This window comes from Streptomyces sp. NBC_01306 (genome assembly GCF_026340465.1).
GTDB lineage: Bacteria > Actinomycetota > Actinomycetes > Streptomycetales > Streptomycetaceae > Streptomyces.
The window spans coordinates 5,035,469-5,054,046 of the sequence record NZ_JAPEPC010000001.1 but is presented as its reverse complement, the minus strand read 5'-3'; the positions used below and the strand labels follow the sequence as shown (position 1 = coordinate 5,054,046).

Annotated in this window: 15 protein-coding genes; 7 read left to right on the top strand and 8 right to left on the bottom strand. The window is 71.2% G+C overall.

The genetic code is table 11. The features are described from left to right. Window positions 1-28: 28 nt before the first annotated feature. The 5 genes from OG385_RS22235 to OG385_RS22215 all read left to right on the top strand — a co-directional run bounded on the left by OG385_RS22235 (window position 29) and on the right by OG385_RS22215 (window position 8,302). A complete protein-coding gene (locus OG385_RS22235) occupies window positions 29-1,366 on the top strand; it encodes a hypothetical protein (protein ID WP_266856960.1) in 1,338 nt (445 codons plus the stop codon). A 10-nt stretch (window positions 1,367-1,376) separates the two neighbouring features. Next, entirely contained in the window at window positions 1,377-4,109 is a 2,733-nt protein-coding gene (locus OG385_RS22230) for a serine/threonine-protein kinase (RefSeq protein WP_266856958.1), read from the top strand. Between the two features lie 4 nt (window positions 4,110-4,113). Further along, window positions 4,114-5,481, top strand: coding sequence for a PP2C family serine/threonine-protein phosphatase (locus OG385_RS22225; protein ID WP_266856956.1), 1,368 nt, complete (start codon window positions 4,114-4,116; stop codon window positions 5,479-5,481). Window positions 5,482-5,556: 75 nt separating this feature from the next. Beyond that, window positions 5,557-6,930, top strand: a complete 1,374-nt coding sequence (locus OG385_RS22220) for a VWA domain-containing protein (protein WP_266856954.1) — start codon at window positions 5,557-5,559, stop codon at window positions 6,928-6,930. Window positions 6,931-7,006: 76 nt separating this feature from the next. Next, entirely contained in the window at window positions 7,007-8,302 is a 1,296-nt protein-coding gene (locus OG385_RS22215) for an FHA domain-containing protein (RefSeq protein ID WP_266856952.1), read from the top strand. Here the strand turns inward: OG385_RS22215 and OG385_RS22210 are convergent. Together OG385_RS22210 and OG385_RS22205 are read right to left on the bottom strand one after the other, a co-directional pair. After that, window positions 8,280-9,266 carry a methyltransferase domain-containing protein gene (locus OG385_RS22210; RefSeq protein ID WP_266856950.1) on the bottom strand — a complete coding sequence of 329 codons (987 nt, stop codon included), beginning with the start codon at window positions 9,264-9,266 and terminating at the stop codon, window positions 8,280-8,282. The two genes, OG385_RS22215 and OG385_RS22210, sit on opposite strands and share 23 nt — an antisense overlap. A 120-nt stretch (window positions 9,267-9,386) precedes the next feature. Beyond that, entirely contained in the window at window positions 9,387-10,769 is a 1,383-nt protein-coding gene (locus OG385_RS22205) for a hypothetical protein (protein ID WP_266861070.1), read from the bottom strand. A 560-nt stretch (window positions 10,770-11,329) separates the two neighbouring features. Here OG385_RS22205 and OG385_RS22200 point away from each other — a divergent pair. Then, window positions 11,330-11,734 (top strand): globin, encoded by a 405-nt coding sequence (locus tag OG385_RS22200; RefSeq protein ID WP_266856949.1) that lies wholly within the window; start codon window positions 11,330-11,332, stop codon window positions 11,732-11,734. A 63-nt stretch (window positions 11,735-11,797) separates the two neighbouring features. Here the strand turns inward: OG385_RS22200 and OG385_RS22195 are convergent, their stop codons facing one another. The 4 genes from OG385_RS22195 to OG385_RS22180 all read right to left on the bottom strand — a co-directional run bounded on the left by OG385_RS22195 (window position 11,798) and on the right by OG385_RS22180 (window position 15,440). Then, a complete protein-coding gene (locus tag OG385_RS22195; protein WP_266856948.1) occupies window positions 11,798-12,526 on the bottom strand; it encodes a hypothetical protein in 729 nt (242 codons plus the stop codon). Further along, window positions 12,523-12,945, bottom strand: a complete 423-nt coding sequence (locus tag OG385_RS22190; protein WP_266856946.1) for a thioesterase family protein — start codon at window positions 12,943-12,945, stop codon at window positions 12,523-12,525. Before OG385_RS22190 ends, OG385_RS22195 begins: the two co-directional genes overlap by 4 nt. Before the next feature lie 2 nt (window positions 12,946-12,947). Beyond that, on the bottom strand, window positions 12,948-14,612 hold the full coding sequence (gene ettA / locus OG385_RS22185) for an energy-dependent translational throttle protein EttA (RefSeq protein WP_266856944.1): 1,665 nt from the start codon (window positions 14,610-14,612) through the stop codon (window positions 12,948-12,950). A 195-nt stretch (window positions 14,613-14,807) separates the two neighbouring features. Further along, window positions 14,808-15,440 carry a TIGR03086 family metal-binding protein gene (locus tag OG385_RS22180; RefSeq protein WP_266856942.1) on the bottom strand — a complete coding sequence of 211 codons (633 nt, stop codon included), beginning with the start codon at window positions 15,438-15,440 and terminating at the stop codon, window positions 14,808-14,810. Between the two features lie 52 nt (window positions 15,441-15,492). On the opposite strand from OG385_RS22180, the gene OG385_RS22175 reads away from it, so the two are divergent. Then, a complete protein-coding gene (locus OG385_RS22175; protein WP_266856941.1) occupies window positions 15,493-16,035 on the top strand; it encodes a MarR family winged helix-turn-helix transcriptional regulator in 543 nt (180 codons plus the stop codon). 257 nt (window positions 16,036-16,292) lie between these two features. Here the strand turns inward: OG385_RS22175 and OG385_RS22170 are convergent, their stop codons facing one another. After that, on the bottom strand, window positions 16,293-16,871 hold the full coding sequence (locus OG385_RS22170) for a Type-2Aa cytolytic delta-endotoxin (protein ID WP_266856939.1): 579 nt from the start codon (window positions 16,869-16,871) through the stop codon (window positions 16,293-16,295). Window positions 16,872-17,217: 346 nt separating this feature from the next. Beyond that, on the bottom strand, window positions 17,218-18,522 hold the full coding sequence (locus OG385_RS22165) for a Cys-Gln thioester bond-forming surface protein (RefSeq protein ID WP_266856938.1): 1,305 nt from the start codon (window positions 18,520-18,522) through the stop codon (window positions 17,218-17,220). Window positions 18,523-18,578: the final 56 nt, after the last annotated feature.

Genomic DNA, 18,578 nt, shown 5'->3' with positions numbered 1-18,578 from the left:
ACAGGGCAGCGGAGCGGAGAGGTGATCGATGGGCGTCGCGGGTTCCGCCCCCAGCCCCGGCGGGCCGGGGAGCGCCCCCGGGCCGGTGATGGACCGGGACGAGGTGGACCGTGCGCTGGCGCGGCTCGGCGCGGAGCACGAGGCCATCGAGACCTCGCTCCTCGCCCTGCAGGACCACGCCGGGCGCCGGCTCCTCGAAGGCGCCGAGCTGACGGGGGTCACCAAGGACCGCTGGGCCGCCACCGAGCAGTCGATCACCGTGCTCTGGACGTACTTCGACGCGTACGCGAAGGCGCTGGAGGAGGCCCGCACGCTGCGGTCCCGGCGGCGCTGGCCCGGCCAGGAGGACCTGGCCGAGCTCACCGGTGTGCTGCGCGGCCGGGGCGTCACCCTGGCAAGTACCGCCGCCCAGCTCCCGGCCGCCCTCACCGGGCCCGCAGGACTCACCGAGCGCTTCTCGCTCGAAGGGCTGGTGACCCGGATGAACGGGCTGTACGCGCAGTCGCTGGACATGATCGTGGCATCGGACTCGGTGTGGTCCGCGCTGCCCGCCCGGATCGACCTGCTCTCGGCGGAGCTGGCGCGCACCCGTTCGCTGGCGCACTCGGTCGGCGTACGCCCCGGTGAGCACCCGGCGGGCGACGACCTGGAGTCGATCACCCAGGAGCTGGCCGCGCTGCGTGCCGGGGTGATATCCGACCCGCTGGCCTACTGGCTTCCCACACAGGGCAGTTCGGCCCCGGGCGGCGGACGGGCCGACACCGGGCGCTACGACCGTGCGGCCCGTGCCCTGGAGGAGATCCGCCGCGAGATCGACGCGGTACTCACCGTCCGCCAGGACGCCGAGCAGCGGCTGCTGCGGCTGCGGGACGTACTGACGCGCGCGGACCGCACACTCACCGAGGCCCGATCGGCGCGCGGTGAGGTGCTGGCGAAGATCGCCGCGTCCGAGGTGCCCGCGGTGAGCGGCCCTTCGACGGTGCTCCAGGAGCAGCTGCGGGCCGCCGCCGAGTACCGCAGGCACGCCCAGTGGCACCGGCTCTCCCCGCTCCTGGAATCCCTGGAACGGGAAGCCGATGACGAACTGCGGCGCGCCCGCGACTCGCTGTCCGCGGTGACCGCGCCGCTCGCCGTCCGCGCGGAGCTGCGGGGCCGGCTCGACGCGTACCGGGCGAAGGTCGCCCGGCACGGAATGGCGGAGGATCCCCTGCTGATCGAGCGGTACGACGCGGCCCGCAGAATGCTGTGGAGCGCGCCGTGCGATCTGCGCGTCGCCGAACAGGCGGTGCTCCGCTATCAGCAGGCCACGGCGGAGGTCCTCGTCCCGAGACAGGGCGGGCCCGCCGACCACAGGGGGAACGCGTGAGGGATACGGGATGAGCGAACAGCAGGCGTGCCAGCGGCCCGGGTGCGAGGGCAGCTATGAGGACATGGGCGGCGGCGAGCTGTACTGCGGCACCTGTGGTCTGGCGCCGGTGGTGTCGCCCACCGGCCTGGTGAGTTCACCGCCGACCGGGATCGCCGGTGCTGGCCGCGGGAGCAACAGCGCGCGGTCCGGCAGCGCTTCGGTGCGCGGCGGCTCCGGTTCGTCGTCCCGTTCTGCCCGGTCGTCGTCCCCTTCCGCCCGGTCGTCATCCCGTTCTTCGACCTCGCGCAGGTCGGTCTCCGGGCGGCTCTCGCGCTCCGTGTCGGGACTGGGTTCGGGGCGTTCCGTCTCGGTGCGCAGCTCCGGGACTTCGGCGAGTTCGTCGGGCCGCAACCGGCTGGGCGCCGGTCTCGTGTCGATCCCCGATGTGCCGCGCCCCGATCCGCAGTCCGCGGTGATGGCCAACCCCGAGGTACCGGAGCGCAAGCGGTTCTGCTCGCGCTCCGACTGCGGTGCCCAGGTGGGCCGTTCGCGCGGTGCGCGGGCCGGACGCACGGAGGGGTTCTGCACCAAGTGCGGCCACCCCTACTCGTTCGTACCGAAACTGAACACCGGCGACGTCGTGCACGGACAGTACGAGGTGATGGGCTGTCTGGCCCACGGCGGTCTGGGCTGGGTCTATCTCGCCGTCGACCGCGCTGTCTCCGACCGCTGGGTGGTACTCAAGGGCCTGCTGGACACAGGGGACCAGGACGCGATGGCCGCGGCGATCTCGGAGCGGCGCTTCCTGGCCGAGATCGAGCACTCCAACATCGTGCGCATCTACAACTTCGTGGAGCACCTCGACCAGCGGACCGGCTCCATGGACGGCTACATCGTCATGGAGTACGTCGGCGGCAAGTCGCTCAAGGAGATCGCCAACGAGCGGCGCGGGCCGTCCGGCAGGCGCGACCCGCTGCCGGTGGAACAGGCCTGTGCGTACGGGATCGAGGCCCTGGAGGCGCTCGGCCATCTGCACAGCCGGGCACTGCTGTACTGCGACTTCAAGGTCGACAACGCGATACAGCAGCAGGATCAGCTGAAGCTCATCGACATGGGCGCGGTGCGCAGGATGGACGACGACGAGTCGGCGATCTACGGCACGGTCGGCTACCAGGCGCCCGAGGTCGCCGAGGCCGGGCCGTCGGTCGCCTCCGACCTGTACACCGTGGCGCGCACCCTCGCGGTGCTGACCTTCGACTTCCAGGGCTACACGAACGTGTTCGCGGACAGCCTCCCCGACCCGGACAACATCGAGGTGTTCCGGCGGTACGAGTCGTTCTACCGGCTGCTCGTACGGGCCACGGACCCGGACCCTGCCCGCAGGTTCGCATCGGCGGCGGAGATGGCGGAGCAGCTCACCGGTGTGCTGCGGGAGGTCGTCGCCATCCAGACGGGACGGCCGCGGCCTTCGCTGTCGACGCTGTTCGGGCCCGAGGTGCGGGTCACCGACACCGCGCTCTTCGCCGAGCTGACCGGGGACGCGTCCCTGCTCGGCGCACGCGAACTTCCCGTCGGCCGCCGCGGAGCAAAGTCCATCCGGAGCAACCGGAGCAACCGGAGCAGCCCGAGCAACGGGGGCAGCAACCAGGTCTCCGCATCCGGCGGCCATGGCTCCGCGCCCGAAGCCGGGACCGGGACCGGGGCCGTCACCGCCGTCGCGTATGAGCCCGCCCAGGCAGGCTTCCCCGCCCGGGCCGGGCTCCCCGCACAGCGCCAGGCGGAGCCGGCCGCGCCGTCGGCCGCCGGACCGGCGGCGGTCGCGTCCGGCCGGTACCTCGCCGAGTTCGAAGCAGGCGCCACCGCACTGGCGTTGCCCGTGCCGCGCATCGACCCGCACGACCCGAACGCCGGTCTCCTGGCGGGCCTGATGGCCGCGGCGCCCGGCGAGCTGATCACCGCGCTGGAATCCGCGCCCACCCCGTCGCTGGAGCGCAGTCTCCGCCAGGCGCGGGCCCTCCTCGACAGCCGGGACGCGTACCCCGCGGTCGAGATGATCACGGACCTGGAGACCGAGTACCCCCACGACTGGCGGGTCGTCTGGTACCGCGGACTGGCCTCGCTCGTCACCGGCGACCGGGAGACGGCCGCGCTCTCCTTCGACGCGATCTACGACGCGTTCCCGGGTGAGCCCGCCCCGAAGCTGGCGCTCGGTGTCTGCGCGGAGGTGCTCGGCCAGCTGGACAACGCGGCGGAGTACTACCGCCTCGTGTGGACGACCGACCCCAGCTATGTCAGCGCGGCGTTCGGCCTCGCCCGGGTGCAGCTCGCGGCCGGTGACCGCACCGCGGCCGTGCACACCCTGGAATCGGTCCCCGAGGCGTCGATCCACTACACGGCGGCGCGCGTCGCCGCGGTGCGCGCCCGGCTGCGCCGCCGTGTCCCGACCGACCCCCTGGTGGACGATCTGCGGTCGGCCGCGGACCAGGTGGCGGCGCTCCAGCAGTTCGGCCTCGACGCCGTGCGGCGGGAGCAGCTCACCACCGAAGTACTGGGCACCGCCCTGGACTGGGTACTCTCCGGAGGCCGGGGCGGCCAGGTGGTGCAGTCCACCACCCTGCTCGGCAGTCCACTCGACGAGCGTGGCCTGCGCTTCGGACTCGAACGTTCGTACCGGGTACTCGCCCGGCTCGCCCAGCGCGGCGAGGAGAGGATCGACCTGGTGGAGCGGGCCAACCGTTTCCGCCCCCGGACGTGGGTGTGAATTGATGTCCCAGACGAATCTGGCCACGTGCCCCAGCTGCCAGGAGCCGCTGGAGCCCGGCGACTTGTTCTGCGGTGCGTGCGGGTACGACCTGTCGGCGGCGCCCGAGCCGCAGGCCGGTCACCCGGCGAACGCCGACGGCGGCGCGGGCCCGGCGGGTGCCCCGCACGCCACCTGGCCTGCCGCCGCCGACCAGGACAGCTCCGGCAGCCCCGCGCCCGTCCAGGCCGGGTCCGATCTGCCGGGTATCACGTCGGACGGCGGTGAACTGCCCGCGGGCGTGCGGTTCGACGGCCCGCCGGCGCCCGAGGAGTACGCGCTGCCGGCCCCGGACCCCCGGGCCGCGGCCGCTGTGCCGCCCGCCCCGGCGGAGGGCACAGCCGAAGGAGCAGCACAGGTAGCAGCCCAGGGCACAGCGGAAGGCACAGCGCACGCCGCAGCGAAGGTCTGCGTCGCCTGCCGTACCGGCCGGATCGACGGCGACGGCTACTGCGAGAACTGCGGCCACGCGCAGCCGCGCGAACGTGACCACATGGAACAGGAGCTGGACGCGGTGGCCGCGGTGAGCGACCGCGGATTGCGCCACCACCGCAACGAGGACGCGTTCGCGGTGTCCTCGGTGGGCCTGCCGGACGGTTCGGCCGCCACCGTGGCGATCGTCTGCGACGGGGTGTCGTCGGCGACCCGCCCCGACGAGGCATCAGCCGCTGCGGCAGCGGCGGCCAACGAGGCGCTGCTGACCTCCCTGCCGGCGGGCACCCACCCTCAACAGGCCCTGCACGAGGCGATCATCGCCGCGTCGGAGGCGGTCAACGCCCTGGCCAACGAGCCGGCCGGAGCCATGGAGCACGACCGGCACCGCCATCAGAACGCCCCGGCCTGCACCCTGGTCGCCTCCATCACGGTGGGCGCCCTGCTCGTCGTCGGCTGGGTGGGCGACAGCCGGGTGTACTGGGTGCCCGACGACCGCACCGCCCATCCGTCCCGGCTCACCGAGGACGACTCGTGGGCGGCGCAGATGGTAGCCAACGGCCTGATGGGCGAGGCACAGGCGTACGCGGACGAACGGGCCCACGCCATCACGGGCTGGCTCGGCGCGGACGCGTACGAACTGGAGCCGCACACGGCGTCCTTCGAACCGGACCGGCCGGGTGTGGTCGTGGTCTGCTCCGACGGCCTGTGGAACTACGCGGAGTCGGCCGAGCAGATGGCGCGGATCGTCCCGCCGGACGCGGCCACCCGGGCCCTGCACAGCGCGCAGGTGCTCGTCGGACACGCGCTCGACGGCGGGGGCCACGACAACGTAACAGTGGCTGTCGTGCCGTTCCCCATGCCACCGCAGAGGGCAGGATCCGGCCACGAGAAGGCGTGAAGGCATGAAGGCCACTCGTTCCCGTTCTCGTTAACTTTGTTGACATTGCCGCGTTGTCGTCAAGGAGCCCGTCAGATGGCCAACTTCTCCAAGTCCAACGTGCCGCAATTCTCCGTCGACGTGTACCAGAACGAGTTCCTGCCGGAGGGCGGGCGCGAGGTGAACGCGATCGTCACGGTCACCTCGACCGGGGGCGGAACCAGCGGCTCCGCACTCACCGGTGCGAGCTCCGGACCTGCACCGCTGCCGGGACAGGCGCCGGCTGCCGCAGTGGTGATCATGGTGGACTGCTCGGGTTCGATGGACTACCCGCCGACGAAGATGCGCAACGCACGGGAGGCGACGGCGGCGGCGATCGGCGCACTGCGGGACGGCACCGCGTTCTCCGTGGTGGCGGGCACCCATGTGGCGAAGGACATCTACCCGGGCAACGGCCGGCTCGCCATCGCCGACCCGGCGACGCGCGCCCAGGCCAGGGAGGCGCTGCGCAAGCTGAGCGCCGGCGGGGGTACGGCGATCGGCACCTGGCTGCGCCTCGCCGACCGGCTGCTCAACACCGCGGACGAGGCGGGCGGCGGCGTACCGCAGATCCGGCACGGCATCCTGCTGACCGACGGCCGCAACGAACATGAGGCGCCGGAGGATCTGCGGGCTTCGCTGGATGCCGCGGCGGGCCGGTTCACCTGTGACGCGCGCGGGGTCGGTACGGACTGGGAGGTCAAGGAGGTCACCGGTATCGCGTCGGCGCTGCTCGGCACGGCCGACATCGTGGCCGACCCCTCAGGTCTTTCAGCGGACTTCACCCAGATGATGGAGAACGCGATGGGCAAGGAGGTCGCCGACGTCGCGCTGCGGCTCTGGACGCCGGTCGGCGTGGAGATCAAGTACGTCAAGCAAGTGGCGCCAAGCGTCGAGCAGTTGACGGATCGTCGTACCGAAGTCGGCCCACGCGCAGGGGACTACCCGACCGGCTCGTGGGGGGACGAGTCGCGCGACTACCACGTGTGCGTCCAGGTACCGCAGGCGGGTATCGGACAGGAGATGCTCGCCGCCCGGGTCTCGCTCGTCCTGCCCGACCCCTCGGGGGGTGCGCCGCAGACGCTTTCACAGGGCCTGGTGCGCGCGGTGTGGACGGACGACATGACCGCCTCGACCTCGATCAACCCGCAGGTCGCGCACTACACGGGCCAGGCCGAACTGGCACAGGTCATCCAACAAGGCCTGGATGCCCGCAAGTCGGGCAATCTGGACGGAGCGACGGCGAAGCTCGGCCGCGCTGTCCAGCTTGCGGCGGCGTCGGGGAACGCGGACACTGCGAAACTGCTCGCGAAGGTGGTGGACGTCGTCGACGAAGCGACCGGTACTGTGCGACTGAAGGCAAAGGTGGCGGAGGCGGACGAGATGACCCTCGAAACCCGCTCCACCAAGACAGTTCGCGTCAAGAAGTAATAGAAAAAGCACCATAAGCAGCAGAAGTGACGTTTTGCGGCCTTCGGGCCGGATGAGGAGAGGGGGAAACGACTCCATGCCGACCTGCCCGAACGGACACCAGTCGGGATCCGACGACTGGTGCGAGGTCTGCGGCCATCGCATGGGCGCCGTGCCGCCGCCTCCCCCGCCGCCCCCGCCGTACGCAGGCGGCGGCGCGCCCCAGCAGCCCCCGCCGGGCCGCAACCCGGCGGCCGGTTACGGCTACCCGCCGGAGGCCACCGCCCAGGCGGAGATCTGCCCGCAGTGCCGTACACCGCGCGAGGCCGGGGCGCCGTTCTGCGAGGAGTGCCGCTGGAACTTCCTCACCAACACCGCGACCTCGTACACGCCGGTGGCCCCGAATCTGCCTCCGGGACTCCAGTCCCAGCAGCAGCCGCCCAGGCCGCCGGACGCGTTCGACTACCAGAGCTCTCGGCCCTCGCAGATCAACCGTCCCGCCGAGCCGCTGTCGAACTCCCCGAGCGGCCGGCCGGTCCCGCCGCCTCCGCCGCCGCCCCCGGCGTACCAGCAGCAGTCCGCTCCGCCGCCGCCCTCGTTCGCGCAGCCGCCGAGAGCCCCGCAGGCCCCGCAGCCTGCCGAGCAGCCGAACGCGGACGACTGGCTGCTCCCGCCGCCGTCCCAGGCCCAGCCGCAGGGACCGGGCCGGCCCGACTCCGGACAGCCACAAGGACCGGGCGGGCAAGGACCGGGCCAGCAGGGCCCCGGCCGGCAGGCGCCCCCGCAGCACCAGCCGCCGCAGCAGTTTCAGCCGCCCCATTCCCAGCCTCCGCAGCAGTCCCAGCCGCCCCAGTCCCAACCGCCTCAGTCCCAGCCCCCGCAGCCGCACCACCAGCAGCAGGGACCAGGCCAGCAGGCGCCCGGCCGGCCGAGTCACCCGGGTCAGCCCGGTCAGCAGGCCCCGGAGGCCCAGGCCCAGGCCCCGGCGGGCTGGTCGGCCACGATCGGCCCCGACCGTGAGTACTTCATGGCGATGATGCAGCGCAGCGGCCCCGAGGCCACCGGGCTCAATCTGCCTGCCTACTCCCCCGAGCAGCGCCTTCCGCTCACCGGGAACCAGATCACCATCGGCCGCCGCAGACACTCCACGGGCGAGTCACCCGACATCGACCTGTCGGTGCCGCCCGAGGACCCGGGGGTGTCGCACCAGCACGCGGTCCTGGTCCAGCAGCCCGACGGATCCTGGGCGGTGGTCGACCAGAACTCGACCAACGGCACCACCGTCAACGGCGGCGAGGACCCGATCCAGCCCTACGTGCCGATCCCGCTCGAAGAGGGCGACCGGGTGCACGTCGGCGCCTGGACGACCATCAGGATCCACCGGGGGCAGTAGCCACCGGACGGTGAGCCGGGGGAACGAGCGGCCATGCGTACGGCCCTTCGGGGTCGTCCAGCCAGGCCCACTCGTGCTCCCCGCTCACCGTCACCCCGAACCGTTCCCGCTGCGGACGCCCCTCGCGCTCCCACAGGGAGTACGCATCGACCGGATCGAGGCTGCCACTCGTCAGGGTGAGCACGAAGCGGAACAGGGCGTCGTTCAGCACGCTGGGCGGCAGCCCGCCGCTGCGCAGCACCGGTTCGGCCCCCTCCGCACCACGCAGCGGTACGAAGTAGGCGGGCGTCTCCAGGAACCGCCCCTGCGCATGTCGCTCGTCCCGCACCCGCAGCACGATCAGCCCGGTCGCGAGCGGGGCGAGGATCCGCGCCCCCGGCCGGCACTGCGCGAGCCAGGCCCGCGGTACGGAGGGGAGCGCACACGTCACGATGATCGCGTCGAAGGGCGCCCGCGCGGGGCAGCCCAGCGCGCCGTCCCCGGTGACGACGGCGGGGGCGTAACCGGCGGCCGACAGATGGCTGCGCGCCGACTCGGTGATCTCCGGGTCGATGTCGACGGTCGTGACCAGGGAGTCGCCCAGCCGGTGGGCCAGCAGGGCCGCGTTGTACCCGCTGCCCGCCCCGATCTCCAGTACGGCGTCACCGTCCCGCAGTCCGAGACCATCCAGCATCCGCGCCATCAGCGACGGCTGGCTGCTGGACGAGATCAGCTCGCCGTCCCGGATCCGGGTGGCCAGCGGCTGGTCGGTGTAGACGCCCTCCAGCCAGCGCCTGCGCCGCACGAGGTCCGGGTCCTCGCCCCACAGCCGCGCACGCCGCCCCACCCCGTCCACGAAGTAGTAGGGCACAAAGAGATGCCTCGGCACCTCGGCGAACGCGTCACGCCAGGCCGGATCCGCCAGTGCGCCGCTCTCCGCGATCTCCCGCACCAGCGCCGCCCGCAATGCCTGGTCTGCACCCATATCTCCACTCTGCTGCGTCCGTCGTCCCGGGGCGAACGCGACACGGCCGACCGGACAATGGCCCACGTTCCGGCCCACGTCCGGCCCGTGTCCGCCGCCCCGGGACGGCGGACACGGTCCTCAGCCCGCGGTGATCCGGAGGATGCCGGTGACGGTGCCCTGCAGATAGGCGCCGTCCGGAGCCACGGTGCCGGCCATTTGCAGGGTGTCGTACAGGGCGCCGATACCCACCAGCTTGCTGCGGAGGATCCTTCCGGTGGACGGGTCGATCTCCGCGTACCGGTAGGGGTCGAGCAGGCTGGTCCCCGTGGTACCGGGAATGACCGGGTCGCGCAGCACCGTGTGCAGTCTCCCGTCCGCTGTGGAGAGTTTCGGTACGGCTGCCGAGCGCACCGTGTTGTCCCAGACCAGGTCGCAGCCCGAGCCGTCGGGCCGGACGTCCACCCGGCTGAGTCCGCCGGCGAAGGGTGCGGAGGCGGGCACGCTGTCGCCCGCGCCTTCGGGCACGGCGGGGTAGGGGTAGCCGTAGGTGCCCGCGACGAAGACGCTCCGGCCCGCCCCGATCGGGGAGTTCTCGCTGCCGGGCCCGTGGGAAGCGAGCAGCACGGGGACCGAGCAGATGCTCTCGCCGGTCGACGTGCGGTAGACCTTCAGGGCCACCGATGAGTCCGCGTTGTCGACGATCGTCACGTAGTCCGTACCGTCGGTGGGCCCGAAGAAGGTGGGGGTGGAGCCGCTGCCCCAGCTCAGCATGCCGGGCTTGCGCGCCTGCCCCCGGTCGTACGCCTGGCGCCAGGCGACCCGCGGGGTGCCGTCGGCGGCTGCGGTGAGCAGGTAGGTGGCGTGGGTGCTGGTCACGGCGGTGCCCTGCGGCGCGGTCGAGATGCTGTTGGCGATCCGCTCGCCGGCGGGGAGCTTCATGGACCGCACGGTCGCGGTGGTGTCGTCCGCAGTGCCGACCACACCGTCACCGGTGGCGAACCAGACGCGCCCCTGCCAGTCCGGCGAGAGCCCGGTGACGGCGTCGTCCGCGGGCACGGCCGAGGCGAGCGAGAGGCTCTTGTCGATGGTCAGCCGCCATGCGCCGGCGGCGTCACGGTGGTGGCCGATGCGCAGCAGCGAGCGGCTGCCGTCGACGACGACGAGCCGGTTCCAGTGGTCGATGTAGGCGTACACACCGCCGAGCAATGAGCCCTTGGTGAGTCTGAGCGAGGTGAGGGAGGCGCCGGTGTGCGGATCGAGGAGATGGACGGTGGGCACCTGGCCCAGGATCGGTGTGCACAGCGCCACGGGGTAGCCGTCGGATCCGACCAGGACGGTGGGGCAGGCGGACAGCAGCCCGTTCCGCTTGCTGGAGAGCTCTCCGGCCCCGGGACCGGCGAGCGGGGTGGTGTCGGAGGATCCGGTGTCGCCATGCATCGTGGCGGTCCCGGGCGGCCCCGCGTACGGGTTGGCCGGAGGTACGGGTGTGTAGGGAGCCCCCGGGGCTGCGGTACCTGCCACGGTGCCTGCCGCGGCCGGTGCCCCGAGACCGGCCACCAGCAGGGCTGCGGCGAGCAGAGCGATGGGGGGCGCGAGACGCCGGACGCCGGAGCGTCTCGCGCGGGAACGCCAGCGGGAGCGCCAACGGGTCAAGGGCACGGGTGACTCCATTCGGTCGGCCCCGACGGCAGCTGACCCCGGCAGGGCGCGCGGAAGGCAGTGGCGGAGGAGGTGTCCGCGAAGCGGAGTCGTCGGCGGCAGACCGGTCCGGCCTGGGCGTGCTGATTCCGAGAGCCCTTCGGGACGGGCGGTGGCCTCTCCCCGAGGTGCTGCCATCATCGTGCGGGGTCCGGTCGGCGGACCATGCACAGAGGATGAAGAACGTGTGACAGCGGTGACAAGGGGGCTTCCGGCCCGCTTCCGGCCCGACGCGTGGCCGGATCACCAGCGCTTTACGGGGCGCGTCGACGGAGCCCGGTCGCTGACGCCCGCTGATGGCCGTCGATGGCTGCTCCACGGCCTCTGACGGAAAGAGTCCTAGGACCGCAGACCTCCGCCGCCCCGTCTGCGACCATGGAGGGGTGACAGAGATCCCGCGCGGCACGCTTCAGGAGCAGACCTTCTACGAGCAGGTCGGCGGCGAGGAGACCTTCCGGCGACTGGTCCACCACTTCTACCAGGGCGTCGCGGGAGATCCCCTGCTGCGGCCGATGTATCCGGAGGAGGACCTCGGCCCCGCCGAGGAGCGGCTCGCCCTCTTCCTGATGCAGTACTGGGGCGGCCCCCGCACCTACAGCGACAACCGCGGCCACCCCCGGCTGCGGATGCGGCACTCCCCTTTCCAGGTGGACCGTGCCGCCCATGACGCCTGGCTGAAGCACATGCGGGCGGCGGTCGACGAACTGGGTCTGACCGAGGAGCACGAGCAGCAGCTCTGGAAGTACCTGACCTACGCGGCGGCGTCCATGGTGAACACCGACGGCTGACGTGGTCTCATCCCTCGGGCGCCGCGGGAGCCACACCCAGGGCCTGTCCGTAACGAAAAGCCCCTAGGCGGGGGTGACGCTCAGCCCGCCCAATGCGGATGCCGCACGAACGACGGTCGAGCCGTACGGGGTGCGCAGCCGGAGCCAGGAGCCGGCGCCGAGCAGCGTGTACGGGCCGGGGTGGCCGGCTCCGGTGCCGTCGGAAAGGTCGGGGACGGTCACCCGGACCGGGCGCAGGAAGCCGAGCGACTGGGCGGCGTGTGCCGCGCGGACCGGGAGGGCGGTGTCGCCGACCGGCCGGGACCAGATCTCCCGCCCGATCCGGTCGAGTTCGGCACGGGTGCGCCGGTCGGCCGGCAACTCCTCGGTACGTGCCCGGAATTCGGCGACGACAGCCGCGACCGCGGAGTGCAGCGCATCGGGCGACGGCAGCCCCGGCAGCTGCCGCCAGCCGCTGCGGGGCGGCAGCAGACCGGCCCAAGGCGGGCCGGTGACAGCAGCGGGGACGGTGGCAGTGGCGCCCTGCTCGTCGATGGATTCGAGCAGTTCACCCGCGGAGACGGTGATGTCCAGTTCGACCGGGGCGGCCAGCCGCGCCGACCGGACGGCCAGCACCTCGAACGAGGGCGGCCGCCCGAAGACGGCCAGGCTCTGTTCCGTACCGCCGTCGGCGCGTGCCTGCAACCGCACCGCCGCCGCGCGGTCGTAGTGGATCAGCCGGGCCAGGAAGGCGGCGAGATCGGCCGCCTCCCCGGCGTCGGCGAAGGCCGGCCGGACCGGGAGCCCCGTCATGCGGCGAGTACTCCCGGCTGGTCCAGATACTCCTGGAGGAAGGACTTCTCCTCGGCGGTGATCCGCCGCGGCCGCTGCGCCTCCAGGTCGTACGGGACGACGACCGTCGAGGCCCGTACGTACACCTGGTCCTCGTCCTTCACCTCGTAGGCGATGGTCAGCGACGCGGCGCTGATCTTCGTCACCCAGGACTCGACGGTGACCGGCGCGTGCCGGTGCACCAGCGGGCGCACGTAGTCGATCTCGTGCCGGGCCACGACGGACCCGCCGGAGAACGACGGCGAGCCGTCCCCCGGCGCCAGCCGGAACATGAAGTCGATCCGCGCCTCTTCCAGATACCGCAGGAAGACCACGTTGTTGACGTGCCCGAAGGCGTCCATGTCCGACCAGCGCAGGGGGCAGGAGTAGATGTGCCGCACGGTCAGCCTCGCGTCAGCTTCTTGTACGTGGCACGGTGCGGGCGGGCCGCATCGGCACCGAGGCGCTCGATCTTGTTCTTCTCGTACGACTCGAAGTTGCCCTCGAACCAGTACCACCGGGAGTCGCCCTCGTACGCCAGGATGTGCGTGGCGACGCGGTCGAGGAACCAGCGGTCGTGGGAGATGACCACGGCCGCACCGGGGAATTCGAGCAGCGCGTTCTCCAGCGAGGAGAGCGTCTCGACGTCCAGGTCGTTGGTGGGCTCGTCGAGGAGCAGCAGGTTGCCGCCCTCCTTGAGCGTCAGCGCCAGGTTGAGGCGGTTGCGCTCACCACCGGAGAGGACACCGGCCGGCTTCTGCTGGTCCGGGCCCTTGAAGCCGAACGCGGAGACGTACGCCCGCGAAGGCATCTCGACCTGGCCGACGTTGATGTAGTCCAGCTCGTCCGACACGACCGCCCAGAGGGTCTTCTTGGGGTCGATGTTGGCGCGACTCTGGTCGACGTAGGAGATCTTGACCGTGTCGCCGACCTTGATGGCGCCGTTGTCCGGCGTCTCCAGGCCCTGGATCATCTTGAACAGCGTGGTCTTGCCTGCGCCGTTGGGGCCGATGACACCGACGATGCCGTTGCGCGGCAGTGTGAAGGACAGGTCGTCGATGAGGACCTTGTCGCCGAAGGCCTTCGAGAGGTTCTCGACCTCGACGACGATGGAACCGAGCCGCGGGCCCGGCGGGATCTGGATCTCCTCGAAGTCCAGCTTCCGCATCTTGTCCGCCTCGGCAGCCATCTCCTCGTAACGGGCGAGGCGGGCCTTGGACTTGGTCTGGCGGCCCTTGGCGTTGGAGCGGACCCACTCCAGCTCTTCCCTGAGCCGCTTGGCACGCTTCTCGTCCTTGCGGCCCTCGACCTTGAGGCGGGCGGCCTTCTTGTCGAGGTACGTGGAGTAGTTGCCCTCGTAGGGCAGCGCGCGGCCGCGGTCGAGCTCAAGGATCCACTCGGCGACGTTGTTCAGGAAGTACCGGTCGTGAGTAACGGCCACCACGGCACCCGGGTACTTCGAGAGGTGCTGCTCCAGCCAGTTCACCGACTCGGCGTCCAGGTGGTTGGTGGGCTCGTCGAGGAGAAGCAGGTCGGGCGCCTCGATCAGCAGCTTGCAGAGCGCGACGCGGCGCTTCTCACCGCCGGAGAGGTTCACCACGGGCCAGTCGCCGGGCGGGCAGCCCAGGGCGTCCATGGCCTGCTCCAACTGGGCGTCGAGGTCCCAGGCGTTGGCGTGGTCCAGGTCCTCCTGGAGCTTGCCCATCTCGTCCATGAGCGCGTCGGTGTAGTCGGTCGCCATCAGCTCCGCGACCTCGTTGAAGCGCTTGAGCTTGCCCATGATCTCGGCGGCGCCGTCCTGCACGTTCTCCAGGACGGTCTTCGACTCGTCCAGCTCCGGCTCCTGCATGAGGATGCCGACGCTGAATCCGGGCGAGATGTACGCCTCGCCGTTGGAGGGCTGCTCAAGGCCCGCCATGATCTTCAGAACCGTGGACTTACCGGCACCGTTGGGGCCCACGACACCGATCTTCGCGCCGGGCAGGAAGTTCAGGGTGACGTCGTCGAGAATCACCTTGTCGCCGTGCGCCTTGCGCGTCTTGCGCATGGTGTAGATGAACTCAGCCAAGAGAAACCGTCCGGCATTAGATGTGTGGGCAGATACACCCCATCTTGCCTGACGGCCACCGCTGGGCGGAAACCCGTATCACCGGTCGGCTCTGACCTGGGATTTCACTGTGAGGCCCGTGGCAGGGGCCGTGTACGTCAGCGGGTCCGGGGGGGGACATCAGCAGATCCGGGGACGTCAGCGGGTCCGGGGGCGTCAGCGTGACCGTGGCGAGGTGGCATCCCAGGCCGGGGAACGGCCCAGCGCCGTCAGAATCCGGTCCAGTGTGCTCGCATCGCCTCCCGTGGCCAGTGCCGGACGGAAGGCGCTGCCGGGGGCGAGGCGGTGGTCGCCCTGCGGCACGGCCTCGGCGATCGGGAGCGCGGCTCGCAGCACGTCGGGGCCTGGGCGGAACGGCAGGTCCAGTGTCCGGGCGACGTCCCAGCCGTGGACGACGTAGTCGATGAGATGGAAGCCGAGCACCTGGACTGCGGGGAACGTACCCGCTTCCGTGACGTCAGGGAGCACACACGCGCGGTCGGGCCGGTCCACGGCCGCGAAGGCCGCGATGACCTCCTCCGAGGCGTGGCGGTAGTCCGCCGCGAAGTCTTCGCCAAGCGGGTGGTGCGACCAGTTCGCCCGGTCCTGGCCGCGCCCGAGCGCTGCTGCCGCGAACCCTCGGTGCTGGGCCGTCATGTGGACGAGCAGATCAGCCAGCGACCACTCCGAGCAGGGCGTGGACCGGGCCAGATCCCCGGAAGACGCCCGGTCCACCAACGACACGCTGTCCCGCACTGCCCGCACATGGAGCTTCCTGAGGCTTTCCCAGTTTCCGAATTTAGTAGGCATACGCTTACGATCTGCGTGTGCACATGATCTGTCAAGGCGTATTTTCTTGTGCATGGCCGAGAACGAAGCCAAGAAGGCAGCCGGGAGTGCAGCCGAGAACGCTGCCGACCACGGCACCCCGTCCGGAGAGCGGCCGAGCCGCCCCGATCTGGCGGCGATGGTCGTGCCGTTGGGCCGCGCCATGGTGGCCGCGGAACAGCCGATTCTCGACGCGCACGGCCTGACCATGTGGGCCTATACGGTACTGCTGCAGCTCGACGAAGAACCGATTCGCACCCAGAGCGCGCTGGCCGAGTCGATCGGGGCGGACAAGACCCGCATCATCGGCGTCCTCGACGGTCTGGAGACCCGTGGGCTGATCCACCGCCGGCCGGACCCCCGCGACCGGCGGGCACGACTGCTGTCGCTCACCGCCGAGGGGCAACAGCTGCGCGATGCCACGCAATCGGCCATCCAGCGGCGTGAGGAGGAGTTCCTGGCGCTGCTGCCGGCCGCGGATCGTCACGCGTTCGTCCGAGCTCTCCAGACCCTCTCGGCCCTACCGGCCCTACCGGCCCTACCGGCCCTACCGGAGCCGACACCGAAGAAGCCGTAGCGGTCCGGCAGGCCGTCGGGGCCATCGGGCCGGATGCGGCCGAATTCGTGGGAGAACTGCCGGGGTCTGAGCCCAGCGCGAAAGGTCATCGTGAAAGTTCATCGTGAAGGTTCACGGGGCGCCGAATGCGCCGAATACGCCGGCGAGCAGCGCCGGCGGACCAGCCGGCCCGGGACGGCGGGCCGGACGGACGGGACTACTGCCCGTCAGAAGGGCGGGACCACTGCCCGCCAGGAAGGCAGTCGGGAAGAAGGCAGTCAGGCAACCGGCTGCAGTTCCTGACGTACCACGATCGCGTTGAGCCGAACCGCGAACGGGGCGACATCCGAGATCTTCAGGGCACCGACACGAGCCTTGTCCAGGCCGATGGTCGCATCCACGCAGAAGGCAACGGCGTACACCCCTGCCCCGGTCTGCTCGTCCTGGAGGGCGAAGAACAGGTCCCGGTAGAAGCTGGTGCGGTCCATGCCTTCCTCGTAGTACGAGAGCCCGGACTCGCCTTCCTGTGCGGCCAGCCCGGTGAAGGCGCGCACCAGCTCCTCCTCGATCGTGTCCCAGAAGGCAGCGTCGGCGAGCGCATCCGGCAGGGCCTGGCGCACGGCCTCCTTCAGGGAGAGCACGATCACCCCTATCTCGGCGTGCTCCTGGAGGCCCCAGCCGCGGACCATCTTGACGATGGCGCCGTCGGGTATGGCGGCGGCGGCCTCCCTGATGTTGTCGAAGTCGAAGTTGACGGTCGCCGGGGCGATCGCCTCCTGGAACACGCGGTCGATGGCTCGGGCCTGGTCGAGATGGTCCGAGCCCACGTCGATGACGGTCTTGAAAGTGCCGGCCATAACTCCTCCTGCGTATCGCGGTGATCTGGCGAAGGCAGTATGCCGAGCGGACTTCACGCGATGCGGCGGCGTCCCGGGGTGCGGACGACGGACGCCGAGGGCCGAGGACTGCATCCCCCATGCGCTGCCCCGCCGACTGCCCGATCCCCATGTGCCGCCCCCGCCGGCCGCCGACGGTACGCAGACCGTACGCAGACGGCTCCGGTACGCCGAGGCGCACCGGAGCCGCTGTACCGCTGTGGCCGACCCTGTCCGGTGGCCACTCATGCACTCACTTCACCGCTCGCGGTCGGGCCGCTCACGGTCCGGTCACCGGAGTACCGCTCTCCGGTGACCGGTCCGGGGGTCACTGACCCGCGGTGCCGTTCTTCCTGCGGAGCATGAAGACCGCGCCGCCACCGAGCACCACGAGGGCGATCGCGATACCGGCGATCACCGGGGTGGAGCTGGAGCTGCCGGTCTCGGCCAGGCCACCGCCATGGGTGCCCGAGGTGCTGCCGCCGGCCGAGGCCGCGCTGGGCACCGGGGAAGGCGTGCCACTGTGGGTGGGCGTGCTGCCGGCCGTCTTGCAGTCGAGGACGCCCTGGAAGCGCTTCTCGAAGCCGTTCGGGCCCTTGATCGTGAAGTCGTAGGCCTGGTCCTCGGCGACCGGCACGGTCACCGTCTGCGACTTGCCGGCCTCGATTGTGTGCTTCTGGCCCGCCAGCTCGAAGGTGAACGCCTCATCGCCCTTGTTGCTGGCGGTGACGTCCACGCCGCCCTTGGCGCAGTCCTTCGTGGCGGAGAGGGCCGGGACGGGGCCCTTGCTGGCCCAGTTGGCCGAGGCGACCGCGCTGACCGAAGCGGTGCTGGTGCCCGCGAGGATCTGCGTCTGACTCTTGGAGTCGCTGACAAAGGCACGGCCGATCGGCACCGCGGTCTGCGCGGTGACGTTCAGCTTGGCCGAGCCGGGCTGCGTGCCGGCCGGGACCTTGAAGAACAGCTGCGTGCCGTTGACCGCGCTGGTGACGGGCTTGCCGTCCTTGCCGACGACGGTGACACCCTGCGGCGCGTCCGGGGCGAGGGAGACCTCGGCCTTGGCGGCGTTGGTGGAGACCGTCACCGGGCCGAGCGACTCACCGGGGTGGCCCGCCACGTCGGCGGGGCCGAGCGACAGCGACGCGGCCGGCTCGGCGACGTTGGCCGCGGTCTTCTCCAGGTATTCGGTCAGCTTCCGGCCGGCCGCGTCCTTCGGGACCGCGTCGACGTGGTCCGAGAAGTGCCAGATCGCGGCCTGGGTCGCGGCGGCGGCTGTGGCGTCGGTCAGCGTCACATTGAGGTTCGCACCGAGGGACGCGGGCGTCACCTGCGGGAAGGAGTGCTCAAGGATCCAGCGGATCTTGCCCGCGTCGTTGTTGTGCGCGAGCGAGGACTCGGCCCAAGTGACCTCGCGGTAGGAGGTGTTGGCCTGAGTGTGGTTGTGCAGGTCGATGCAGTACGTCTTGATGGACCCGCCGCCGTCGACCTTGAGCTCGAAGAGCCCGGCCGTCTCGTCGGCACCGTCGATCACGACCTTGTCCCCGACCGACACCCCGGGGTTGTCCAGGGTGGCGGTGACGCCGGAAGAGTTGGTGGGAGCGTCATCGGCAAAAGCAGGCGCGGCAGTTGCCATCGCACCACCGGCGACCAGACCCGCAGTCAGGGCCGCGGCGGCCAGCCGGAAGGTGC